This is a genomic window from Sphingobium yanoikuyae (assembly GCF_013001025.1).
GTDB lineage: Bacteria > Pseudomonadota > Alphaproteobacteria > Sphingomonadales > Sphingomonadaceae > Sphingobium > Sphingobium yanoikuyae_A.
This window is the reverse complement of the sequence record NZ_CP053021.1, coordinates 1542282-1562500: the sequence shown is the minus strand read 5'-3', so window position 1 is coordinate 1562500 and position 20219 is coordinate 1542282. Positions and strand designations below refer to the sequence as shown.

20 protein-coding genes (1 of these 20 only partly in view) are annotated in these 20219 nt (G+C 60.5%); 11 read left to right on the top strand and 9 right to left on the bottom strand.

Features of this window, described 5'->3' with window-relative positions; genetic code table 11:
- A protein-coding gene (locus HH800_RS29000; RefSeq protein WP_235682052.1) for a sugar transferase crosses the window boundary here: on the bottom strand, nt 1–157 show its 5' portion. The gene continues 1229 nt to the left of window position 1, outside the view; 157 of the gene's 1386 nt are visible here — the first part of the coding sequence; its start codon is at nt 155–157; the stop codon falls past the left edge of the window.
- Nucleotides 158–473: 316 nt separating this feature from the next.
- Between HH800_RS29000 and HH800_RS07905 the strand changes: the two genes are divergently transcribed.
- Nucleotides 474–695 (top strand): hypothetical protein, encoded by a 222-nt coding sequence (locus tag HH800_RS07905; protein WP_125988862.1) that lies wholly within the window; start codon nt 474–476, stop codon nt 693–695.
- A 3-nt stretch (nt 696–698) separates the two neighbouring features.
- Here HH800_RS07905 and HH800_RS07900 read toward each other — a convergent pair whose 3' ends face one another.
- The 6 genes from HH800_RS07900 to HH800_RS07875 form a co-directional block, all read right to left on the bottom strand.
- Entirely contained in the window at nt 699–1316 is a 618-nt protein-coding gene (locus HH800_RS07900; protein WP_072894451.1) for a response regulator transcription factor, read from the bottom strand.
- On the bottom strand, nt 1246–2025 hold the full coding sequence (locus tag HH800_RS07895) for a sensor histidine kinase (RefSeq protein WP_235682051.1): 780 nt from the start codon (nt 2023–2025) through the stop codon (nt 1246–1248). Before HH800_RS07895 ends, HH800_RS07900 begins: the two co-directional genes overlap by 71 nt.
- 62 nt (nt 2026–2087) lie before the next feature.
- Nucleotides 2088–2912, bottom strand: coding sequence for an IS5 family transposase (locus HH800_RS07890; protein WP_125990377.1), 825 nt, complete (start codon nt 2910–2912; stop codon nt 2088–2090).
- Between the two features lie 12 nt (nt 2913–2924).
- Nucleotides 2925–4115 (bottom strand): PAS domain-containing protein, encoded by a 1191-nt coding sequence (locus tag HH800_RS07885; RefSeq protein WP_235682050.1) that lies wholly within the window; start codon nt 4113–4115, stop codon nt 2925–2927.
- A 321-nt stretch (nt 4116–4436) separates the two neighbouring features.
- Nucleotides 4437–5864 (bottom strand): lipopolysaccharide biosynthesis protein, encoded by a 1428-nt coding sequence (locus HH800_RS07880; RefSeq protein ID WP_169860739.1) that lies wholly within the window; start codon nt 5862–5864, stop codon nt 4437–4439.
- 51 nt (nt 5865–5915) lie between these two features.
- Entirely contained in the window at nt 5916–6482 is a 567-nt protein-coding gene (locus HH800_RS07875; protein WP_004207140.1) for an acyltransferase, read from the bottom strand.
- Between the two features lie 270 nt (nt 6483–6752).
- Here HH800_RS07875 and HH800_RS07870 point away from each other — a divergent pair, with 270 nt between their 5' ends.
- Nucleotides 6753–7919, top strand: a complete 1167-nt coding sequence (locus HH800_RS07870; RefSeq protein ID WP_169860738.1) for an NAD-dependent epimerase/dehydratase family protein — start codon at nt 6753–6755, stop codon at nt 7917–7919.
- Between the two features lie 26 nt (nt 7920–7945).
- Here HH800_RS07870 and HH800_RS07865 read toward each other — a convergent pair whose 3' ends face one another.
- The gene (locus HH800_RS07865; RefSeq protein ID WP_169860737.1) at nt 7946–8521 is read right to left on the bottom strand and encodes a hypothetical protein; all 576 of its coding nucleotides are present in this window, start codon (nt 8519–8521) and stop codon (nt 7946–7948) included.
- Nucleotides 8522–8676: 155 nt separating this feature from the next.
- Here HH800_RS07865 and HH800_RS07860 point away from each other — a divergent pair, with 155 nt between their 5' ends.
- The 9 genes from HH800_RS07860 (at nt 8677) to HH800_RS07820 (ending at nt 19039) form a co-directional block, all read left to right on the top strand.
- Nucleotides 8677–9615, top strand: coding sequence for a glycoside hydrolase family 5 protein (locus HH800_RS07860; RefSeq protein ID WP_235682049.1), 939 nt, complete (start codon nt 8677–8679; stop codon nt 9613–9615).
- Complete coding sequence (locus HH800_RS07855) at nt 9612–10811, top strand: outer membrane beta-barrel protein (protein WP_169860735.1); 1200 nt, start codon at nt 9612–9614, stop codon at nt 10809–10811. Before HH800_RS07860 ends, HH800_RS07855 begins: the two co-directional genes overlap by 4 nt.
- An 11-nt stretch (nt 10812–10822) precedes the next feature.
- Complete coding sequence (locus tag HH800_RS07850; protein WP_235682048.1) at nt 10823–11617, top strand: polysaccharide biosynthesis/export family protein; 795 nt, start codon at nt 10823–10825, stop codon at nt 11615–11617.
- Between the two features lie 192 nt (nt 11618–11809).
- The gene (locus HH800_RS07845; RefSeq protein WP_169860733.1) at nt 11810–12955 is read left to right on the top strand and encodes an AAA family ATPase; all 1146 of its coding nucleotides are present in this window, start codon (nt 11810–11812) and stop codon (nt 12953–12955) included.
- A 57-nt stretch (nt 12956–13012) separates the two neighbouring features.
- A complete protein-coding gene (locus HH800_RS07840; protein ID WP_235682047.1) occupies nt 13013–14335 on the top strand; it encodes an exopolysaccharide biosynthesis protein in 1323 nt (440 codons plus the stop codon).
- Complete coding sequence (locus HH800_RS07835; RefSeq protein WP_017502682.1) at nt 14332–15042, top strand: tyrosine-protein kinase family protein; 711 nt, start codon at nt 14332–14334, stop codon at nt 15040–15042. The genes HH800_RS07840 and HH800_RS07835 overlap by 4 nt, the downstream gene beginning before the upstream one ends.
- A gap of 34 nt (nt 15043–15076) precedes the next feature.
- Nucleotides 15077–16972, top strand: a complete 1896-nt coding sequence (locus HH800_RS07830) for a WecB/TagA/CpsF family glycosyltransferase (RefSeq protein ID WP_169860731.1) — start codon at nt 15077–15079, stop codon at nt 16970–16972.
- Nucleotides 16962–18026 (top strand): glycosyltransferase family A protein, encoded by a 1065-nt coding sequence (locus HH800_RS07825; protein ID WP_169860730.1) that lies wholly within the window; start codon nt 16962–16964, stop codon nt 18024–18026. The genes HH800_RS07830 and HH800_RS07825 overlap by 11 nt, the downstream gene beginning before the upstream one ends.
- A complete protein-coding gene (locus HH800_RS07820; protein ID WP_235682046.1) occupies nt 17960–19039 on the top strand; it encodes a polysaccharide pyruvyl transferase family protein in 1080 nt (359 codons plus the stop codon). Before HH800_RS07825 ends, HH800_RS07820 begins: the two co-directional genes overlap by 67 nt.
- On the opposite strand, the gene HH800_RS07815 is transcribed toward HH800_RS07820, so the two are convergent.
- Complete coding sequence (locus tag HH800_RS07815) at nt 18997–20025, bottom strand: glycosyltransferase family 2 protein (protein WP_169860729.1); 1029 nt, start codon at nt 20023–20025, stop codon at nt 18997–18999. The genes HH800_RS07820 and HH800_RS07815 overlap by 43 nt on opposite strands.
- Nucleotides 20026–20219 lie beyond the last annotated feature (194 nt).

Below are 20219 nucleotides of genomic sequence, written 5' to 3'. Positions count from 1 at the left end.
GCGAGAGGCGCGCGCCTACACCAAAGCCAATCAGCAGCGCCAAGCAATCAGCTGATAGCAACAGCAGGCACAGCCACAGGCGTGCATTGCGCCTGGCGATTAACGCCCCCGTTCCGCTCGCGCTGTGGAAACGCGCCGCCAAATCCGGATTTGCCATGCCCTGTCCTTTTCTCGTCGATTGTCGACCACTGACACAGCAATGGCCGGACGCTCCCAGTTCCGCAGCACGCAGAGGAGCGAAATTAATTCAACCAACAAGAGCACGGACACCTCAAAAGCATCAATCCGTGACAACACCTAATTAATATTAACCAATCAATTATCAGAAATTCAATTCTATATCAGAACGAATGCAACTTAATCTGCAATTTTATTAACAGCGTAATTTCACTTATATTAATCTCATCTTTTTTTGTTAAATCAGGTAAACCAGATCATCGCCCTTCATCCAAAAATGGGAGGTCCAGGAGAATATGACCATTGCACTCTGTGCCAGTGCGACAATCATATTGGCCGTTTGGGCGATCGGCCTTTATTATCTCTGGCAACGTCAAAATGCATCGCTCGTCGAAATCAAGCCAGCATGGCCAGATCGCCTTTTCGCAATTTTCTGGCTCCCGATCGCACTATTGGCGCTCATCGCGACAATCCCCTCGCTATGGCGACAAAAAGCACCACGGCGGCAGAAATATTGACGCTCATCCATCCAGCCTCCGGCCTATTCCCGCCGCAAATGCAACTCTCAGGGCATCCGAAAGATTGCGCGTTTTGAGCTTTGCCATCAGGTTTGCGCGATGAATTTCGATCGTGCGCGGGCTGATGCCCAATTGCAGGGCGATGTGCTTGTTCGGTAGCCCCATTGTCAGGCCTGCCAGAACATCGCGCTCGCGCGGCGTCAACTTTTCCACCAGCGATTGCGCCTGCGCGACCCTTTGCCGGCGCGCACCATTATCATATAGCACCGACCAGGCGTTCTCGACCGCCTGCAGCAGGCTCTGCCGCTCGAACGGCTTCACCAGGAAATCCACGGCGCCCATCTTCATTGCCGCGACCGTCACGGCAATGTCGCCATGCCCCGTCAGCATGATGACCGGAAAATTAAGGTCCGCTTCATTGAGCCGGCGCTGTACCTCCAGTCCATCCATGTCGGGCATGCGCAGGTCCAGGATGACGCAACCCGGCGGCTCGGTCGGCGCGGCGGCGAGGAAATGAGCGCCCCTCTGCCAAGTGCGGACCGAATATCCTTCAAGCTCCAACAAGAATGCCGTTGCCGCTCTGACGGAATATTCGTCGTCCACGATGTGAATCGTCTTCATTTCCTCCACAAAGAATCCCCTTCTTACGCTTCAATGTGAAACAAAAGCAGCTGCCGGCAGGCGCGGGCTCAACCCAGATCCGCCCGCCATGGGCCTCCACAATTGTTCGACAAATGGACAATCCGACCCCAGTTCCCTCTTCCTTGGTCGTGACAAAGGCGTCGAACAGCCGCTCGCGGATTTCCGCAGCGATGCCCGAGCCAGTGTCGGTAATCATGACTTGGGTGGTAAGCTCATCGACGCGGGACGCCTGGATCGTCAGTATCCGCTCATCCATGTTGCGCATCGCATCGATGGCATTGCGACAAAGATTGCCGATCACCTGCTGGATCTGGATCGGATCGGCGAATACCGGCCCCGCGTCCGGCGCAACCCGAAGCACGACGCGGACTTGCGCACGGGCTGCTGCGGGGCGGACGAGCGCAATGCTGCTGCGCACCATTTCGCCGATATCCTGTACCTCCAATTGCGCTTCGCCGCTGCTGGTAAAGTCGCGCAAATGGCGCATTATCGCCCCCGCCCGCACTGCTTCGCTTGACGCGAGATGGAAAATCTCGTCCAGCTTCGCCCGGCTCCCGCCGTTGAGATTGTTGAGCAGGATGCTGCCGCCCTCCATATAGGCTGCAAGCGCAGTCAACGGCTGGGTCAACTCATGCGACAGCATCGACGCCATCGCCCCCATTGCGCTATAGCGGGTGCCATCCAGCATTTCCGCCTGCAGGGTTTCCAGCCGAGCCTTCGTCGCCTCCTGCTCAGAGTCCGTTTGGAAAATCAGGGATGAGCGTTTCGGCGTAGTAGGTTTCCACCCATGGCGACGAGGATCATCGCCTGTGAGACGTCGATGCGCTTTTCGTAGTCGCGGACCAGACGGCGCCATCGGGTCATCCATCCGAAGGTGCGTTCGACGACCCAGCGGCGCGGAAGCACCTTGAAGCCCTGCTGGCGATCGCTTCGACGGATGACCTCCACGACAAAGTCGAGGTAGCTGGCCTTGTCCATGAGCTTGAGGCGATCATAGGCGCCATCGGCAAAGAGATGCTTCACCCACGGCCAGCGCTTGCGGATGCCATCGAGGATCGCCTGAGCGCCTGCACTATCGGAGATATCGGCGGTAGTGAGGTTGACCATCAGCAAGCGTCCATCGGTGTCGACTGCGATATGCCGCTTGCGACCGACGATCTTCTTGCCTGCGTCAAAACCGCGCTTTTCTGCGGAAGGCGCCTTGACCGACTGGCTGTCGATGACCGCCGCACTGGGGCTGGCTTCTCGCCCCTCACGTTCTCGGTCCAACATCAATTCGATGTCGTGGATCGTCTGGAACAGGAACCTGCGTGCCAGCTCCCGAAACCAGCCATAGACCGTCTGCCAGGCGCCAAAATGGATCGGCAGCATCCGCCAACCACACCCCGATCGCACCAGATAGCGGACCGCGTTGATCACTTCGCGGAAATCCACCTCGCGGGGACGGCCTCGACGACCCGGCTTGGGCATCAACGGCGCAAGGCGATCCCATTCCTCATCGGTCAGGTCACTGGGATAACGCTTCGTCTTCTTCGCAATCTGGGCCATCCGCCCCCGGCTCTGCTGCGTCCACATCCAGAGCCTGAATCACGCAGATACGCCTATGACAACCCCTGCCGCCGATTTCCCAAACAGCCTCTCAGAAAGATCGCGGACGAAAGCGGTAAACCTTGTGCCGCCGTTCGCCTCCATCCGCACGAAGGTCATCTCGGTCGGAAAGTTCGAGCCATTATGATGCCGGCCGATCAACTGCCGCTCGATCTTTTCCGAAACATCGACGATCCGGAATGGATAGTCATCAGGCACTTCGTCTTCAGAGGGGCAGACCAGCAGCAGGCTCTCGAAATTCTGGCCTTTGAGATCCACCAGATCATAGCCGAACATGCGGGAGGCCGCTTCGTTGATATATTCGATGCAGCCGTCGGCATCGAATACGAAGACGGCATCCGGCGCGGTCTCCAATATCAGCCGCAACTCATGCTCCCGCTCCTGTAGCGCAAGCTCATGCGCACGCTCCAGCGTGACGTCGCGGATCAGGTTGGCAAAGCCCTGCAACGCTCCGTCATTGTCGTACAATGCCGTGACAACGCAATTTTGCAGATAGATGGTGCCATCGCTGCGGCAGCATTCATGATCAAATTCCCAGCTGCCATGCTGCCGGGCGAAGACGAAGGCTTGCGCCATGCGCGCCTTGATCTCCGCGCGCCCTGGATAGAGCAGCGCGACATGGCGATGCATCACCTCGCCGGTCAACCAGCCGGTAAAGCGCTCGGCGCCTCGATTCCAATGCAGGATGAACCCCGAAACATCGGTCATGTAGAGGGCATAATGCGCCGCGCCGTCGGTCAGCAGCTTCATCTGCGTCATCAGCCGGCCGACATGGGCAGCCTGATATTCCGCCCTAGCGCGCCAGAATGTCGCGCGAAGCGCCACGACGTTGGCGGCAACCAGGGCCATGAGGAAGGCGCCCGCCGCAAGCAGGCCGCCATGAAAGCCTTCAAGCAAATAAGTGACCGCCAAGGCGGCGATACCAGCCAGAAAGCCCGGTCCGGCGCCGAACAGCATCGTCGTAAACAATGCAACGAATGTGAATATCACATAAAATTCGCTGGAGAAGGACGGATAGTCATCGGCCTGAAAAGCGGCGAGCGCGATCGCGACCATGGCTAACCCGACCAGATAGCGACTGACCCCACTCCACGAGACGTGGCGCCTGAGGCAACGCAATCTGACCAGCGAAAAGCTGGCGCGGACTTGGCCCGCCTTGGAGATCGGCATGATGTTAAATCGTCTGACGGCTGCGAACATAACTCAAACCCCGCGCTTAACGCCCAGAATTATTTCATATGCTGCGACCGTCACCCTGAAAGGGATGGCAGAAACCGGCTCACGTCTTCAATCGGACGTCTGCCCCATGCTCACCCCTGACCGATTATTGATCCAGTTGGAGGTTTACATAATTCTCTGCTGCAATGCGCAATTTTTAACATCGGCATTAGGGGAAGTATAGTAGGTAGTTTTACACATTTTGAGAAATTTCGTTCCGCAGCTGCAAAATGTCATTGCCGGAGGATTTCCAAAAATGTCCACTTCGGAAATTTAACTGGTGGAGGACACACGTTTGCCCCCTGCCCGTGCGAAATGGAACATGTCGACGACAATGGTCCGTCCGACCAGTCCGAGGACGATCATATAGACCGCTGCCCCAGCGATGACCGTCGACAACAGCATCGGAATCGGCGCTTGGCCGGCCAATGCGAACCGGAGCCCCCATAGAAAAACAGCCATGACCAGCGATGCGACGACACTGGGCCGCAGCGCTTTCCAATAATCCCGCCATCCCAGCGGCAGCAGAACCACAACTGGCCAGACGGACAGGGGATAGAGGATATAGGCGCGCGCCGTGAACGCGGCAGCGACCGCAGCTATCCCATATTCAACGGCAAAGAAGAAGGTGACAATATTGACCAGCGCATAAATGCCCGCCAGCCAAGTCTGCCATTGCGGCTTTCCCATGGCGAGCATAAGCGACTGATTGTAAATGCCGATCGCCTGGAGCGCCCCGAACAGGCTGAGATAGCGCATCACATCGGCTGCCGCCGCCCAACGCGGACCGAACAACAGGAAAATAAACTCGTCCGATACGATCGCCAGGCCGACAAAGGCCGGGGTCGTTATGGACGATGTCGCCGACACTATTCTGAGGAAAGCCTTTGCAAGGCGGGGCGGATCCCCCTTGAGTTGCGAGAAGACCGGAAGTGCCACACGGGACAGCGCACGCGCCAGCATCAGATTGGCGGCCAGCAAAGCCCGCTTGCCGACGGTATAAATGCCTGTCGCTGCGCCACCGAGCGCCAGGCCGATGACCATGATGTCAGCATTGGCGTTGAAGAAATTCGCAGCGCCCGTCACGCCGACATGACGGCCATAGAAAAGCACATCCCTTGCCTTTTCCCGTGAAAAACGCAGTCGGGGTCGCATCGGGCAGGCGGCCCACAGGATTATCGTCCCGATGACGGCTACGGCCAGATTTTGTGCCACCAGCGCCATCACGCCATAACCGGCCACGGCCAGTGCTATTCCGACAAGGCCGCCCACCAGGGTCGAGATTGTCGAGCGCGTGGCCAATGGCCGCATCAGCAAGGCCCGCGTCAGCCAAGCCTGTGGCACGACGTTCAGCGCACCCAGGAAATTCGCGACGCTCAGCCATCGCAAAACCATGCCCAAGCCCTGACGGGCCGCGGTTCGCTCGACCAAGTCGGCTAGCAAGAAGGTCGCGATCAGCAGCAGCGCGCCGGCCGCAGCAGAAATCCAGAAGGCCGTATCATCCAAGTCGGCATCGGCAGTGCCCTTGCTGACAAGCGATGCACTGATCCCCGACAATATGATCATCTGGAACCATTGCCCCACGAGCAGAGCCATGGCGACAATACCCAGCATCGTCGCATCGACATAGCGCGCAATCACGAGGAAGGTCAGGAACTGCAACAGTTGCACACCCCAACTTTCCAGGATGGACCAGGCCATGCCTGAACGGACTGCGCGCCCCAACCCCGGACCTGACATATCGCCCTCCCCCTAGCTACGTCGAAAATCGTCGGTCGCCCGGACATGCTTCACGAATGCCGCGGGGTTGCCCCGCCACACCTGTCGGGCGGGAATATCATCAAAGACCACTGATCCGGCTGCCACCACGGAATGATCGCCGATCGACACGCCGGGCAAGATGATGGCGTTGCGGCCAATCCAGACGTTGCGACCGATGGTGATCGGACGGGGCCTTACGGAGCGCCCTTCATGAACGGGATGGAAGCTCGTGTCGAACATCGCGACATTGTCACCGATACGCGACCCGCCGCCGACATCGATCCGCGCAGCGCTGAAGATATGAACTCCCGTGTTCAACGAAACCTCGTCGCCAAGAATGATAGCCCCCTGCGGAACCGTAGCCAGGCGAATCCGGGTCGGTTCATTCCGCAGGCGGACATTGTTGCCAATGACCAAGGATCCGGGGTTCCGGAGATAAGGCACGCCACCCCGCACGCGCAGGCCCCGCCCCGGTTGGCAGCCTTGCGCGCGGAGTCGCATCACTGTCAGCCGGGCGTAAAGATGATCCAGCTGTGCGGACAGAAATTGCAATGCCAAACCCGTTCTCCGACTGGCGCTCACGCGACAAGCATGAGCCGAAAGCCTGAATAGCGGCGCGCCTCCACGATCGAATGGGCGCCAAGAACCAAACGCACCATGCAGATCCGCTCATGAAAACGCGTCCGCCTCGGACAAGATGGCACGTGCATCGAGTGCTCGCGTCACTCACCCGAACAAACACCAAGTTCACACATAACAAAATCATGTTCCATTATGTATTTGCACCTAATTGATAGGTGTTACCCCTGATGTTGACTAATACCGCAGTTGCGTAAGAATTTCCGCAAGCAAGATCGAGGCAATATTATCGCGATCGGGCAACGGAATGATCGTTTCTTCAATGGAGACGCAATTGCTTTCGCCGATCAATGCGCCTGGAGGCAAGATAGCGATGATGAATGCATCGCCTCTCGTCGTCGACTGGAAGCTATTTACATGAACGAAATCGGTTATCAGCCCATCATAGCAGTGACCGGCGCGACTGGCTTCGTTGGCGGGGCGCTCGCACGTCAACTCCTGCAAATGGGCTACCGCGTCCGCTCAATGTGCCGCAGGCCCCTTACCGAAGCGGAGCGCGAGAGCGGCATAGAGTGGATCGAAGGCTCGCTGACAGACACGGATCGTTTCGACGCACTGCTTCGGGACGCACGCTATTGTTTCCACATTGCCGCGATGTTCCGTACCGAAGGACCGCGCAAGGCGTTCATGCAGGTCAATCGGGATGCTACTCGGGCCCTGCTCGAAGCGAGCCGACGGGCCGGCGTCGAGCGCTTCATCTATTGCTCGTCGATTGGCGTCCACGGGAATGTGGCCGACGCCCCCGCAGACGAAAATGCGCCATTCGACCCCCGCGATCCCTATCAGGAAAGCAAGTTGCGAGCCGAAGATCTCTGCCGTGACGAAATGGGCCGGCCGGGCATGAGCGTCGTCATCGTTCGCCCCTGCTCCACCTATGGGCCAGGCGACACCCGGATGCTAAAGCTGTTCCGCCTGGTCCAGCGCCGCCGTTTTCTGTTTGCGGGTCGGCAAACACCCAATTTCCATCCTGTCTACATTGATGACCTGGTCGCCGGCTACATATTGACGATGGTTCATCCCGATGCGCCATCGGGTACCTTCATCCTGGGTGATCGCGCTTTCCTGCCGCTGCGCGACTATGTAAGGGCCGTCGCGACCGCCTTGGACGTACCACCGCCCAAGACGACCATCCCCTACAGCCTCGCGCTGATGGCCGCACGCCTGTGCGAAGCACTTTATGCGCCGCTGGGATTGCAACCCCCATTACCTCGTCGCCGGCTGACCATCTTCAGGCATAACCGCGCGTTCAGCATCAGGCGGGCGCAGACGGTCCTCGGCTATCAGCCGCTGATCAATCTGGAGGAAGGCTTTCGTCGCACCATCACCTGGTATCGGCAGCAGGGGATGCTCGCATGACCATGTCCATTGGAACTCTTGCCGACCTAACGGGCAAGCCAGCGGCCGATTCTCGTCCGATCTCGGCGATCGCGGCGATGCAAGCTCCAGGCACCGGCAAAGGAAAATACCGCTGTGGTCAGCGCGAGAGGAGCCGCGATGCCGCAAACCGCCAGCATTGCCAGAGCCGATCCGGCCCCTGTGCCCCAACTAACGAACCGGCGTGTGGCACGAGTATAATCGTCGACGATCACGTTGACATCATCGAGCATTATCCATTCCCGTTGGCTCTTCGCCCGCGCCATGATCGGCCGCACCGCCCCGTCAGGCAGCGTCAGCGCACGGATCATGATCATATCTCCGATATCGACATCGATGCGCGCGGGCAGTTCGACGCAATATTTTCCATCAACCTGCCGGCGATAATGGATCATGCGCGTTTCCGCATCGCCCGACTGCCCAACGTCGGTCACGATGCCCCGCATCAACAACAATCCGACGCTGCCGAAATGAGTCAGCAACGCGGCATGTCGTTCACGTCCGGCGACGGCCCGCGCTGCATGTCGCGACGCGGGCGCGATAGCGACATCCACGCTCGCCTGCCTGTTCCCGATCGGTGCCATGTCCTACAATCTGTTCCTTTGCGGCGCCCTGCTAGCACAGGCGGGCAGCGCTGACCATGAGCGCCCCTCAGCACCCGAGACGGACGGTCCTTGCGATCCGATGTGCTGCCCTGCTCTTGACGGCATGCCCTTGGATGGCCTGCGCGGAGCCACCGTTGTCGGGAATCAACCTCGCGGGCGGAGAGTTCAACTCGGGCAGGAAGCCGAGTATTTTCGGGAAGGATTATATCTACCCCGATACCCGCACCGCGGCGCCCTTCGTCGCGATGGGCATGAAGATCGTCCGGGTTCCGATATTGTGGGAGCGGATCCAACCCGTCCCGCTCCAGCCCCTTTCGACTGCCGAACAGGCCCGCCTCGACAAGGTCGTGGCGATCCTCGCCCCGTTCCGGATCATCATCCTCGACATCCATAATTATGGCGCCAACGGGGGACAGCGACTGGATCAATCGCCAGATGGGAGCGCGAAACTTGCCGATCTCTGGCGCCGGCTGGCCGAGCATTATCGCGGGAACAGGCAGGTGGCCTTCGGCCTGATGAATGAGCCGAACGGCATGGCCCCAGCACGCTGGCGATCGATGGTGGACGAAAGCGTCATCGCCATCCGAAAGGCGGGTGCGCGCAACATGCTGTTCGTGCCGGGCTCCAACTGGACCGGCGCGCATAGCTGGATCACTGGCGGCCGCGCCTCCAACGCTGCCGCCTTCCAGAACTTCCGCGATCCAGCCGGCAATTATGCGATCGAGATGCACCAATATCTGGACTCGGACAGTTCCGGGATGAAGGCGCAATGCGAAGCACCGCCGGTCATCCAACGCCGCATGGAAGCGGCGACAAAATGGCTTCGGGACAACCGCCACAAGGGCTTCCTTGGCGAGTTCGGCGCCCCTGCAAATGCCGCCTGCCTCGACAGCCTGGACGCCCTGCTCAAGCATCTCGATGCCAATGCCGATGTCTGGATGGGTTGGGCCTATTGGGCCGGCGGCCCATGGTGGGGCGCAAACTATCCCATGAGCCTGCAACCCGTGCGAGGCAAAGCCCGGCCACAGGCAGCCATTGTTGCAAAATACAGCCAGACGGGAGCCGCAAGATGACCCGCCTGCATTATGCGCGCCTTCCCCTTGCCTGCTCGATCGTCTTGGGCTGCCCAGCCTTTGCGCAGGTCGAAGTGCCGCCTGACGGCCTGACCGTGGCACCCACGGTGCGGATGCTCTACGACGACAATGTCCTGCGCCAGAGCGATGATCTCGTCTCCGGTGACAAGGACGATGTACGTGTCACCCCGGCGCTCGATGTCACCTTCAGGAAAAATCTCGGTGTCCACCAGGTCACGGTCGTGGGATCGTTGGGCTATGACTTCCATCAGCGCTACAGCAATCTCGATCGTGAGCGCGTTACGCTCACCGCCAAGGGCGATGTTAAGGTCAGCGCACTCTGCTACCTGCGTCCAAGCGCCCGACTGAATTTCGCACAGGCCGATCTGGCCGATCAAGGCATGATCGTCGGCAACAGTGAACGCACCCAGGACTATGCGGTCACGGCCGAGTGCGACAAGCCCTATGGTTACTATCCCGTCATCAAGCTCGGCTATCTCCAAACGAACAATAGCGTCGATTCACGCCGGCCGTTCGACATCCGCACCCGCAGCGCCGGTATCGGTATCGCCTATAGCAAGGCGAGCCTTGGCGACATCCGACTGATGTTCAACGTCGAAGCTTTCCGCCGCCCCCACTGGTCAGGCGAGACTTCCGAACTGCGCATGAGCCGCGGTGCCGACAATTATCGGGTTGGGATCGAGTTCAAACGCGCCGTCGCTCCGCGTCTCAGTTGGAGTGCCGGAATTGGCTATATTCATACCAAGGCGCGTGATGAACGGGTCGATGACTATTCGGGCCTGGGCTATCATGCCGGTGCCGTCTATCGGCCATCGCCGCGCACCTCCCTGACATTCGACGGCAGCCGCAGCACCAGCAACCAGAGCAACACCGGTGCGACCTATATCGTCCTGACCAATTTTTCGCTGCGCGGCAATGCGACCCTCAGTTCGCGATCTTCGATCCAGGCTGGCGCGAGCTATGCCAGGCGCCAGTTCAAGGGCGAGCTGTTGATCGACACCGACATGATGCGCGGTACCGACGAAACGATCGCGCTCAACGCCGGATATCGATTTGCACTGCGCAGCCGCCTGACGGCCGGCGTGGACGTTCGCCACGAATGGCGTGAAAGCGCAGTCGAGCGCTACCGATATAAATCGACATCGATGATGCTGTCCCTTGACCTTACATTGTGAGGAGCATGGCCATGTTCTTACCCCGTGCGATGCGAAACCTGTGCAGTTCCCTTCTTCTGGCCGCGCTCGCCAATCCCGTATTGGCCGGCGTCGACCACAAGGAAGCTGTCGCCGCCTATGTCCTGGGTGCCAATGACGAGATACGCGTCTCGATATTCGGCGCCTATCCGATCGAGGTCAAAACGCGGATCAAGGAAGATGGGCGCATTACCCTGCCGAGCATCGGCGACGTGGTTGCGGAGGGATCCACGACCAACGCCCTTGCAAACAATATCCGCCGGCAATTGCAGACCGGCGGATATTTCGTCGATCCGATCGTCAATGTCGAAGTCGTGAGCTTCGTCAGTCGATCGGTCACGATGTTCGGCAACCTCCAGAACCCTGGGCTCTACCCCCTGGATCGGCCTCAGACGATCGCGATGATGCTGGCTCGCACCGGCGGCGCCCGCGCGGACGCGGCGGACTATGCGGTCCTGCAACGAACGGGAGAAGCGGATCGCCGGATTGCGCTCAGCGATCTCGACCCGCAAAGCGGGACCGGTCAGTTCCTGCGCGCAGGCGATTCCATCTTCGTGCCGAAGGCAGAGGAGGTCTTCATCTACGGCCAGGTGAACAAGCCCGGCCGCGTCGCCTTCGAAACCGGCATGACCCTGCGCCAGATGCTGGCCCAGGCCGGCGGGCCGACTTTGGGCGGATCGGAAAAGAAGATCACGCTGCACCGTGGCACGGAGATCATCAAGAAGGCCAGCCTCGATATGCTGGTCAAGCCTGGTGACGTCTACACCGTCAACGAGCGGACTTTCTGAGATGCGATCCGGTATCCTGACAGGAGGCATTGCGTGAATATCTTCACCAGAATTGCCCGTTGGCTCCGACGAACGCCCGAGCCCGAGCGTCGCCGAGAAGCGCCTGGCCGGCGTTCCCGAGCTACGGGCGGCGCGCCTCAAAATGCGCAGCCGGCCGGCGCTGCATCCATCACACCATCTACAAATGCAGCCATGTCCGCTGACGCTGTCCGATCAGCGATACGCAAGGGGTTCAATGCGACCCAGCCCGTCACGGCCGCCCGCCATCTTCATGGCCGGCAGCAGGAGATGGACCTGCTGGTGGAGGGGGTGCTGGACCGCGGCAATCATGCGATGATCTTTGGCGGCCGTGGGACAGGCAAGACCTCGCTGGCGCGCGTCTTCGCCAATGTTGCCGACAATCGCGGCTATCTGGTCTTCTACATGGCATGCGAGCCTGGGCAGGATTTCACCAGCCTCATCTCGCCGTTCCTCGATGCCGCCCGCGGAAACCTGCCGCGCTCACCCGCGACAGATACGCCGATCGTCGTTGGACCGCGCGATGTCGTGGAAGCACTCGCCGAACATGGGCAGCGAAAATTCATCTTCATCCTCGACGAGTTCGACCGCATCACCGATCCGGCTGTTCTTGGCGAATTGTCGCGCACCATGAAGCTGCTCTCCGACGCGGCCCTGCCGGTTCATATTCTGGCGGTCGGCATCGCGTCCGGATTGAGCCAACTCATCGAAGGCCATGAATCGCTGCGACGGCACATGACAGCCGTTCCCATCGTGCGGATCGACACGGCCGCCGTGTTCGACCTGATCGATCGCGGCGCCGCCCAGGCCGGCCTCAACTTCAGCGATGCCGCGCGCGAGACAATTGCCCATGTCGCATGCGGCTCCCCCTATCATGTCCGCCTGTTCTGCGCGCTGGCCTGCCTGGAAACCCTCAGGCAGCGCAAGACAGTGGTCGAAATGCCGGCAACGCTCGCGGGGATGATGCGGGCGGTCGACGACTGGACGATCACCAATCCGACAGATGCTGCACTGTTCCATGAGGCCATCGATCTGGGCGCTGGCCATTGGCCGGTGATCGAGCAGCTCGTCCGCGCCGCGATCGTTCCTCCCGGACTCGCACCGGAACAGCAGGCGCCGCATATCGACCGCGACGGCCCGGTCCTGGAAATTTTGCGCCGCGCCATGCACGCCCGGCCGGGCAGCACCGCCCTCATGTTCCGGGACAGCCTCGCCCCCCAATTCCTGCTCGGCATGTTGTCTGCCAGCCGCCACGGCGACCACCTGACCCGGCGTGTCGTCAGCCTTGTAGAAGGGCAGCGCCAAAGCGCTGCATCGTAAGGGACCGATAGGATGTACATGTTCGACATAACGCGAGCCATCCTGCAGCGTTGGAGAATGGCAGCCGCCATCTTCTGCTGCGTCATGGCGCTGACGGTCCTTTGGATTGCGATCACGCCACGCGAATATCGCGCGACCGCCACCTTGTTGTTCGACAACCGCGCACCGGACCCGACCGGCGGCAAATCGAACGAGGCGACCGGGGAATCCATGCTCGCGACGGAGTCCAGAATCCTGCAGAGCGAGGTGATCGCCCGCAAGGTGGCCGAGCGGCTTGGCCTTTTCAAAAATCCGGCCATGCGCGCACGTTGGCAGGAGCAGACAAACGGCAACCAGAGTTTCGAAGGCTGGATCAGCCGCAGCGTCCAGTCGGGTTTGCAGGTTTCGCCCAGCGCGACCGGCAATACGATCGACGTCTCCTACCGCAGCCTCGATCCACAGCGTTCGGCGTTGATGGCCAACAGCTTCGCCCAGGCCTTCAATGATGCGCGCCTGGGCATCAGCAACGAATTCGCCCAGCGCTTTGCTGCCTGGTACAAGAAACAGATCGCCGCGTCCGAACAGCGAATGGAAGAGGCGCAGGCACGGCTCGCCGATTTCCAGCGCGCCCATGGCATTGTCGCCACTGGCGCCATCGATGCGGAAAGCACGCGCCTCAGCGAATTGTCGTCGAAACTGTCGTCGGCCGAAGCCGTTGCTGCGGAGGCCCGGTCGCGCGCGGCGGGCGGCGCCAATATGCCCGACATTCAATCGAGCGGGGTGATCCAGGGGCTAAGGGCGCAGATCGCAGCCAAATCAGCGGAAATCAGCCAGATGGCTGCCGAACTCGGCCCCAATCATGCGACGATGCGTGCCGCCCAGCAGCAGTTGCGCCAGATGCAGGACAGTCTGGCCCAGGAAACCGGCAAGATGTCGGGCACGCTGGCGGCCGCCAGTTCGGCGGCATCGGCCAATCAGGGCACGATGCAGGCCCTGCTCGACCAGCATCGCGGGCGCATGCTGTCGCTCGCGGCCGATCGCGGCAAGCTCGCCGTGCTGGAAAGCAATGTGGAATCGGCGCGCAAGGAATATGAGGCGCAGACCGAACAATTCTCGCAGTTGCATGCCACCAGCACGGCTCCGTCGCTCAACATCGTGCGGCTCGACATTGCAGAACCGCCGATGATCCCCAACGCGCCCAATATCGGCGTGCGGTTCCTGATGATGACGATGGTGGCCCTCATGCTCGCAATCGGCTCGGTCATCCTAGCCGAATGGCTCAGTCCGCGCATCCGCAGCCGTAACACCGTCACCTATCTTACCGGCGTGCCGTTGCTTGGTCAGGCAGACCTGCGCGTCAACGGCAGGCAACTCCGTATCGAAGGAGGCAATTGGTCATGAGGCTTCGCTCGACTGAACCGGTAGAGGATGTCTATCCCGGCCTGCCGCCGACTTACGATGGCGATACGCGCGAGGAAACGGCGACTGTCCACGCCAATGTCGATCCCGCGATCGCGGTGATCCACGCTCCCAGCGCAATGCTGGCGGAACAAGCGCGGGACATCCAGTCGACCCTGTCTGCAATGCGCCATCCCGACGGTCGCGCGCCCGGCTCTATCGCGGTCATCGCAATCGAGGCGAGCGAGCAGGCGGCCATATTGACGGCGAATATCGCCGTATCGGCAGCCCTGAGCGGTCTGCGCACCTTGATCGTAGACATGGAGCATTCCGGCTTCGTTCAACATCGCCTGCTTGGCATGAATGCACGAACAGGCTCGCCGGACGACATGGATGAGCCATTTCAGCTGGTGCAGCCGAGCAGTATCCGGTCGTTGTTCGTCATGGCCGCGCCCCAGCAGGATGGCTGCGCCATCGACGGCAGTCCGCTTGCGCCACTGTCGCAACGCCTGTCGTCGCTGACAGCCCATTTCGATCTGTGCCTGGTCGACGCCAGCCATATCGACGATCTCGCTCATGCGGCAGGCAGCGCCGATTGCGCGATCGTTGCGGTCCAGCGCGATCAGACATCCACCAGCGAGCTCAAGGCCGTGATCAACAAGATGACCATGCTGAACACGGTGCTGATCGGCACCATCATGCTGATCTAGCGGTCAGCGATCGTCGGCACCAAGGGGGTCTGATATGAAAATCGCCCATATTTCCCGACAATATCATCCCGGACTCGGCGGGCTGGAAAGCTTCACCAGAAATCTGTGCCGCGAACAGGCTCGCGCCGGGCACCAGGTCAGGATGATCACCCTGGACCGCATCTTCGACGGCGACGACGCGCCCTTGCCACGATGCGAAATCATCGACGATGTCGAAGTGGTCCGGGTACCCTACCGGGGTGGACGTCGCTATCCGCTCGCACCATCCGTGCTGCACCATCTGGACGATTGCGACATCGTCCATGTCCACGCTGTCGATTTCTTCGCCGACTATCTGGCACTGACCCGGCTGCTGCACCGCAAACCGCTGGTCCTGTCCACGCATGGCGGCTTCTTTCATACCGGCTATGCCCGTCGATTGAAGCAATTCTACTTTCACAGCATGACCCGCCTTTCACTGGCTGGATATCGGGCGATCATCGCCTGCAGCGAAGCGGACTACGAGACCTTCGCCAAGGTCAATCGTCGCGCACTTACCTTGGTCGAAAATGGCGTGGACACGGTCAAGTTCGCCGGTCTTGCGCAATCGCCTTCCACCGAGCATCGCTTCATCTATTTCGGCCGGATCGCGCCGAACAAGCGGATCGACCTGTTGATCCGCTGGTTCGCGCATCTGCACAGGCTGGACCGCAAGGCCCGGCTGATCATCGCGGGAAAGCCGATGGGTGTCACCTTCGCCGATCTGCAACAGATCGTCGAACAGCTCGGTTTGGGCGATCTGGTGGAATTTCATGACAGCCCCAGCGACGAGGCGCTGCAGGCGCTGATTGCCCGTAGTACCATCTTCGCATCGCCCAGCGCCTATGAAGGTTTCGGTATTTCCCTGATCGAGGGGGTGTCCGCCGGGCTTTATCCAGTCGTCAGCGACATTCCGGCGCATCGCCGCTCCTGCGTCAAGCTCGATACCGGCAGCCTGATCGATTTCGCCGATCCGCTGTCCGCTGCGCGCACCCTGCAGGACATTCGCAAGGCGCAGCAACGCTCACCCTCCCCCACCACTGCCGCAGGTCTGCTCGCTTATGGTTGGCCGGGCGTGAGCGCCAGGATCTCGGCCATCTACGAACATATTCTGGGACGTCAGACCCGCCAGATCGGGCCGCTTCGCCTTGCCGTTCTTTCGGAGAGCGACGCGCTGAAAGCCGTTTCCGATCTGATCAGGGACCAGTCGCCGCGCGTGGTCGCATTCGGCAATGCCCATCTGATCAACCAGGCACGGCGGGTCGAGGGCGTCGCTGCCGCACTGAACGACGCGCTGGTCCTTAATGACGGCGTCGGCGTCGATATCGCAAGTCGCCTCCGCTACGGGAACTCTTTCCCTCACAATCTGAACGGCACCGACTTCATTCCCCAACTCCTGAAGAACTATCCGGACCGCCTCCGGCTATTCCTGGTAGGCGCAGCCCCCGGCATCGCGGAGCGCGCAGCCGCGATCCTGGAAGAGCGTCATCCCCATATTCGCATAGTCGGCACCCTACATGGCTTCTTCGACCCGCAAGAGGAGGAGCATCTGAGCCGCCATATTCGGGAAAGCGGCGCGGATCTGGTAATCGCAGCCATGGGGAACCCCCGCCAGGAATTGTGGGCGGCCAAATGGGCATCCCATATCGGCCGCCCCATATTGTGCGCGGGCGCCCTGCTCGATTTCACCGCCGGCCATGTCCCGCGCGCGCCTGGCTGGCTGCGCCGCATGCGCATGGAATGGATATTCCGGCTCATGAACGAACCGACCCGACTGGCAGACCGCTATTTGCGCGGCAATGTCACCTTCCTCATGAATGCCATCCGTGACGCCAGGGGGGGCTACTCGGACGGCCCGATCCCGCCGTCATCGCCCCACTCCCACGCTGTCCGCAACGCCGATGCCGCCTGATCCCGTGCCGCCCTACCCAAGTGAACTGCGGGTCGTGCGCCGGATCGCGGTCATCATCCCCTATTTCCAGCGTGAACGGGGTATCCTGCAACAGGCCCTCCGCTCGATCGTTGCGCAAACATTCACCGCGCCCACCGAGGTGGAGCTCCTCATAATCGACGATAGTTCGCCCATTCCGGCGCAGGACGAACTGGCAGACATGGAATTGCCACCCTGGCTGAACCTCCGGACCGTGCAGCAATCGAACGCCGGCCCCGCTGCTGCGCGCAATCACGGACTTGATCAGATCGGACCCGACATCGACTATGTCGCCTTCCTGGACTCCGATGACAGTTGGGCGCCAGATCATCTGCAACAAGGCGTGGACGCGCTCGAACTGGGGCATGATTTCTATTTCTGCGACAGCGCCATGCCGCCGTCCAGCCTGTTCGCCTCGCTGACACTCTTTGCGCAGGGCGCCAATGAGGATGCGTTCGAACCCCTGCCTCTGGGGGGGCAAATCTATCGCCTGCAGCCCGACCGCGCGGGGCAATTCATGGTGCAGGAATATCTCTGCCAGACATCCGCCGTAATCCTGCGCCGCAGGGCGATGCGCGATCTCCGGTTCGAGGAACGGCTTCGCTATGCCGGCGAAGACTGGCTGATGTGGGTGCGGCTGGCGCACAGCGTTGAGGGGATCTGCTTCTCCAAGCTGGCCAAGGCCCAGCGGGGAGAAGGTATCAATCTTTATCGCGATGCGCATGAGCGCCTTGGTGCCAAAAATCTGCGCCGCCTCATGTCGATGGTACTCGCCAATCGATTGATGAAGATTACGCCGGGCATCAGCGCCGCTGCCGCGTGCCTGACCGACCAGCGCATCATGATCTTGCGCCGAGAGATGGCGGCGATCCTGCTTCACCCCCGTGTCTATCAGGGCCTGAAAAATGGTGAGCAGCGTCGCATCATCCTGGATGCCTATCGGCTCATGAACGTCTCGCTGCTGCCATTATGGCGCGACATCATCATTCGAAAGATGCGCTGGCACAGCCCCCGCCTGGACGAGGCCATGACATGAAACTCTTCTATTATCGCGCCAAGGAAGGGAATTTTGGCGATGACCTCAACGGCTGGCTGTGGGAGGAGCTTGCTCCCGGCCGTTGGTCCGACGAAGCCGATACGCTGTTCTGCGGCATCGGCACGATCATCGGCAATCAAATGCCGCCCGCATCGCGGATCAGAATTTTCTCCAGTGGCCTGGGCTATAGGCCGGTGCCCGAGGATTTCTCGACCGATCGCTGGGATGTGGTGGCGTTACGCGGCCCGCTCACGGCGCGCGTCCTCAACCGCCCGGATCGGGCGATTGCCGATGGCGCGCTGCTGCTTTCCACGCTGGATCGGCTCAACCCCCTACCCGAAGCTGAGCGCGGCCGGCCCATCTTCATTCCCCACTATGAGGCGATGGATGAAGGCGACTGGGCTGCCGCCTGCGCCACCGCCGACGTAAAGCTGGTGGACCCGCGGCAATGCGCGCATCAGGTCATCGACGAAATCCGCCGGTCACGTCTGGTGATCGCCGATTCGATGCACGCAGCGATCATCGCCGATACGCTGCGCGTTCCCTGGATTCCGGTCTCCAGTTCGGGAAGGATCAACAGCTTCAAATGGCTCGACTGGTCACTTTCCCTCAACTTGCCCTATGAGCCGCGAATATTGCCTACCGCGACGTTGGATACTGCCTATCGCGACGGGGTCCGGCGTCTGGTCGGTGAACATTATCGACTTGCGCATCCTGATGCAGAAGGCGCGCTTGCGCATCAAAGGCAGATGACCCGTCGTGAACAGCGCGGCTGGTGGATGTCCGTGCGGCCCAAACTGAAACATCATCTGCTCGCCCTGCCGCGGCGTCTGCCACAACCACCCGCGGTCGCGCGGCGTATCGCCACATGGAACCGACGGCAACACAGCCGCATCGCCTCGGCACTTGAACAATTGAAGAGTGAGGCGGGATTTCTGAGCGACGATCGGATCTTTGCCAACCGTGTCGATCAGCTCAGCGTCGAATTCGACAAGCTGGTGCGTTCGGGCTGAACTATCCGCGCCATCTGCGCGCGATGGTGCCAGCGGCGGATCAGATGGCGTCCCAGCATGGGCCAGTTGCTCCAGTCCGTCATCATAGCCTCCAGCAATGCCATCGGCTTGCGTGCGCGAAGATGCGGATAGACGCGGTTCCAGCTATGCTGCTGCCTTATGGCGCTGGCGCGACGAGCCAACAACCGTGACAGAACACGATCATCGCGAACGCGGGGCAGATCCAGCATGGCAAGACTATGGGCACGCATTGCATCCAGGTTCAGTAATGTCCGGGATTGCCCCGATCCCTGATCCGAAATGGAGCCCTGCCGCTGAGTGAACAGATAATGCGGCTCTGCACTCAGAATGAAGCGACCGTCCGCCAGCAGGCAATCGATGATGAAGGCGAAATCTTCGCCGTGCCGCAACTGGGGCGGGTAGCGCAGACAACGGGTCGTCAGGAAGCGGCGACGAAAGATCGGCTTGAGCTGGCCGAAATCGAACGGCGAGCGCCCTGTGATCGCGTTGCGGACGAATTCCGCCGGTCGGATATGCCGGATCGGCTGCGCTGTCCGCGACAATGCCGTCCCGACCACTGTGCCGGCGTGCCAATCATAGAAAAACAGATTGTCCGCGACCAGATCGGCGTCATGCCGATCGCCGAGCGCGGTCAGATGAACCAGCCTGCCCGGTGCGAACGCATCATCGGCGTCCAGTATCGCGATCCATTCGCCCCGCGCGGCCCCAATCCCCAGATTCCGCGCGACCGAAGGGCCACCATTGGCCTCGCTTAGCACCAGTCGCACCCGTGGGTCCTGCTCCATCAAACGCTCGGCGATTGCCACGGTTTTGTCGCCGGACGCGTCATCGACGATGATCACCTCCACCGGGAGTTTCTGCGCAAGCGCAGATTGCACCGCGCGATCCAGGCTGTCCTCGGCGTTGAACGCCGCAATCACGACACTGACAAGGGGGGGCGCAGGGGCAATCGCGGGAATTTGCATAGGTGTTATGCCTTACTCGAAAGCGATAATAAGCTTCGATATACCAATCGATGAAACCGCAACGAATTGAGGAATTTCACCTAGTGGAATTATCTGGCACACCCAACGTTGCAATATACAGAAGAGGCTTCCTTCCTCTTTCTGAAACCTTCATATCAGATCACATACAGGGTCTTAATAGATATAATCCGATC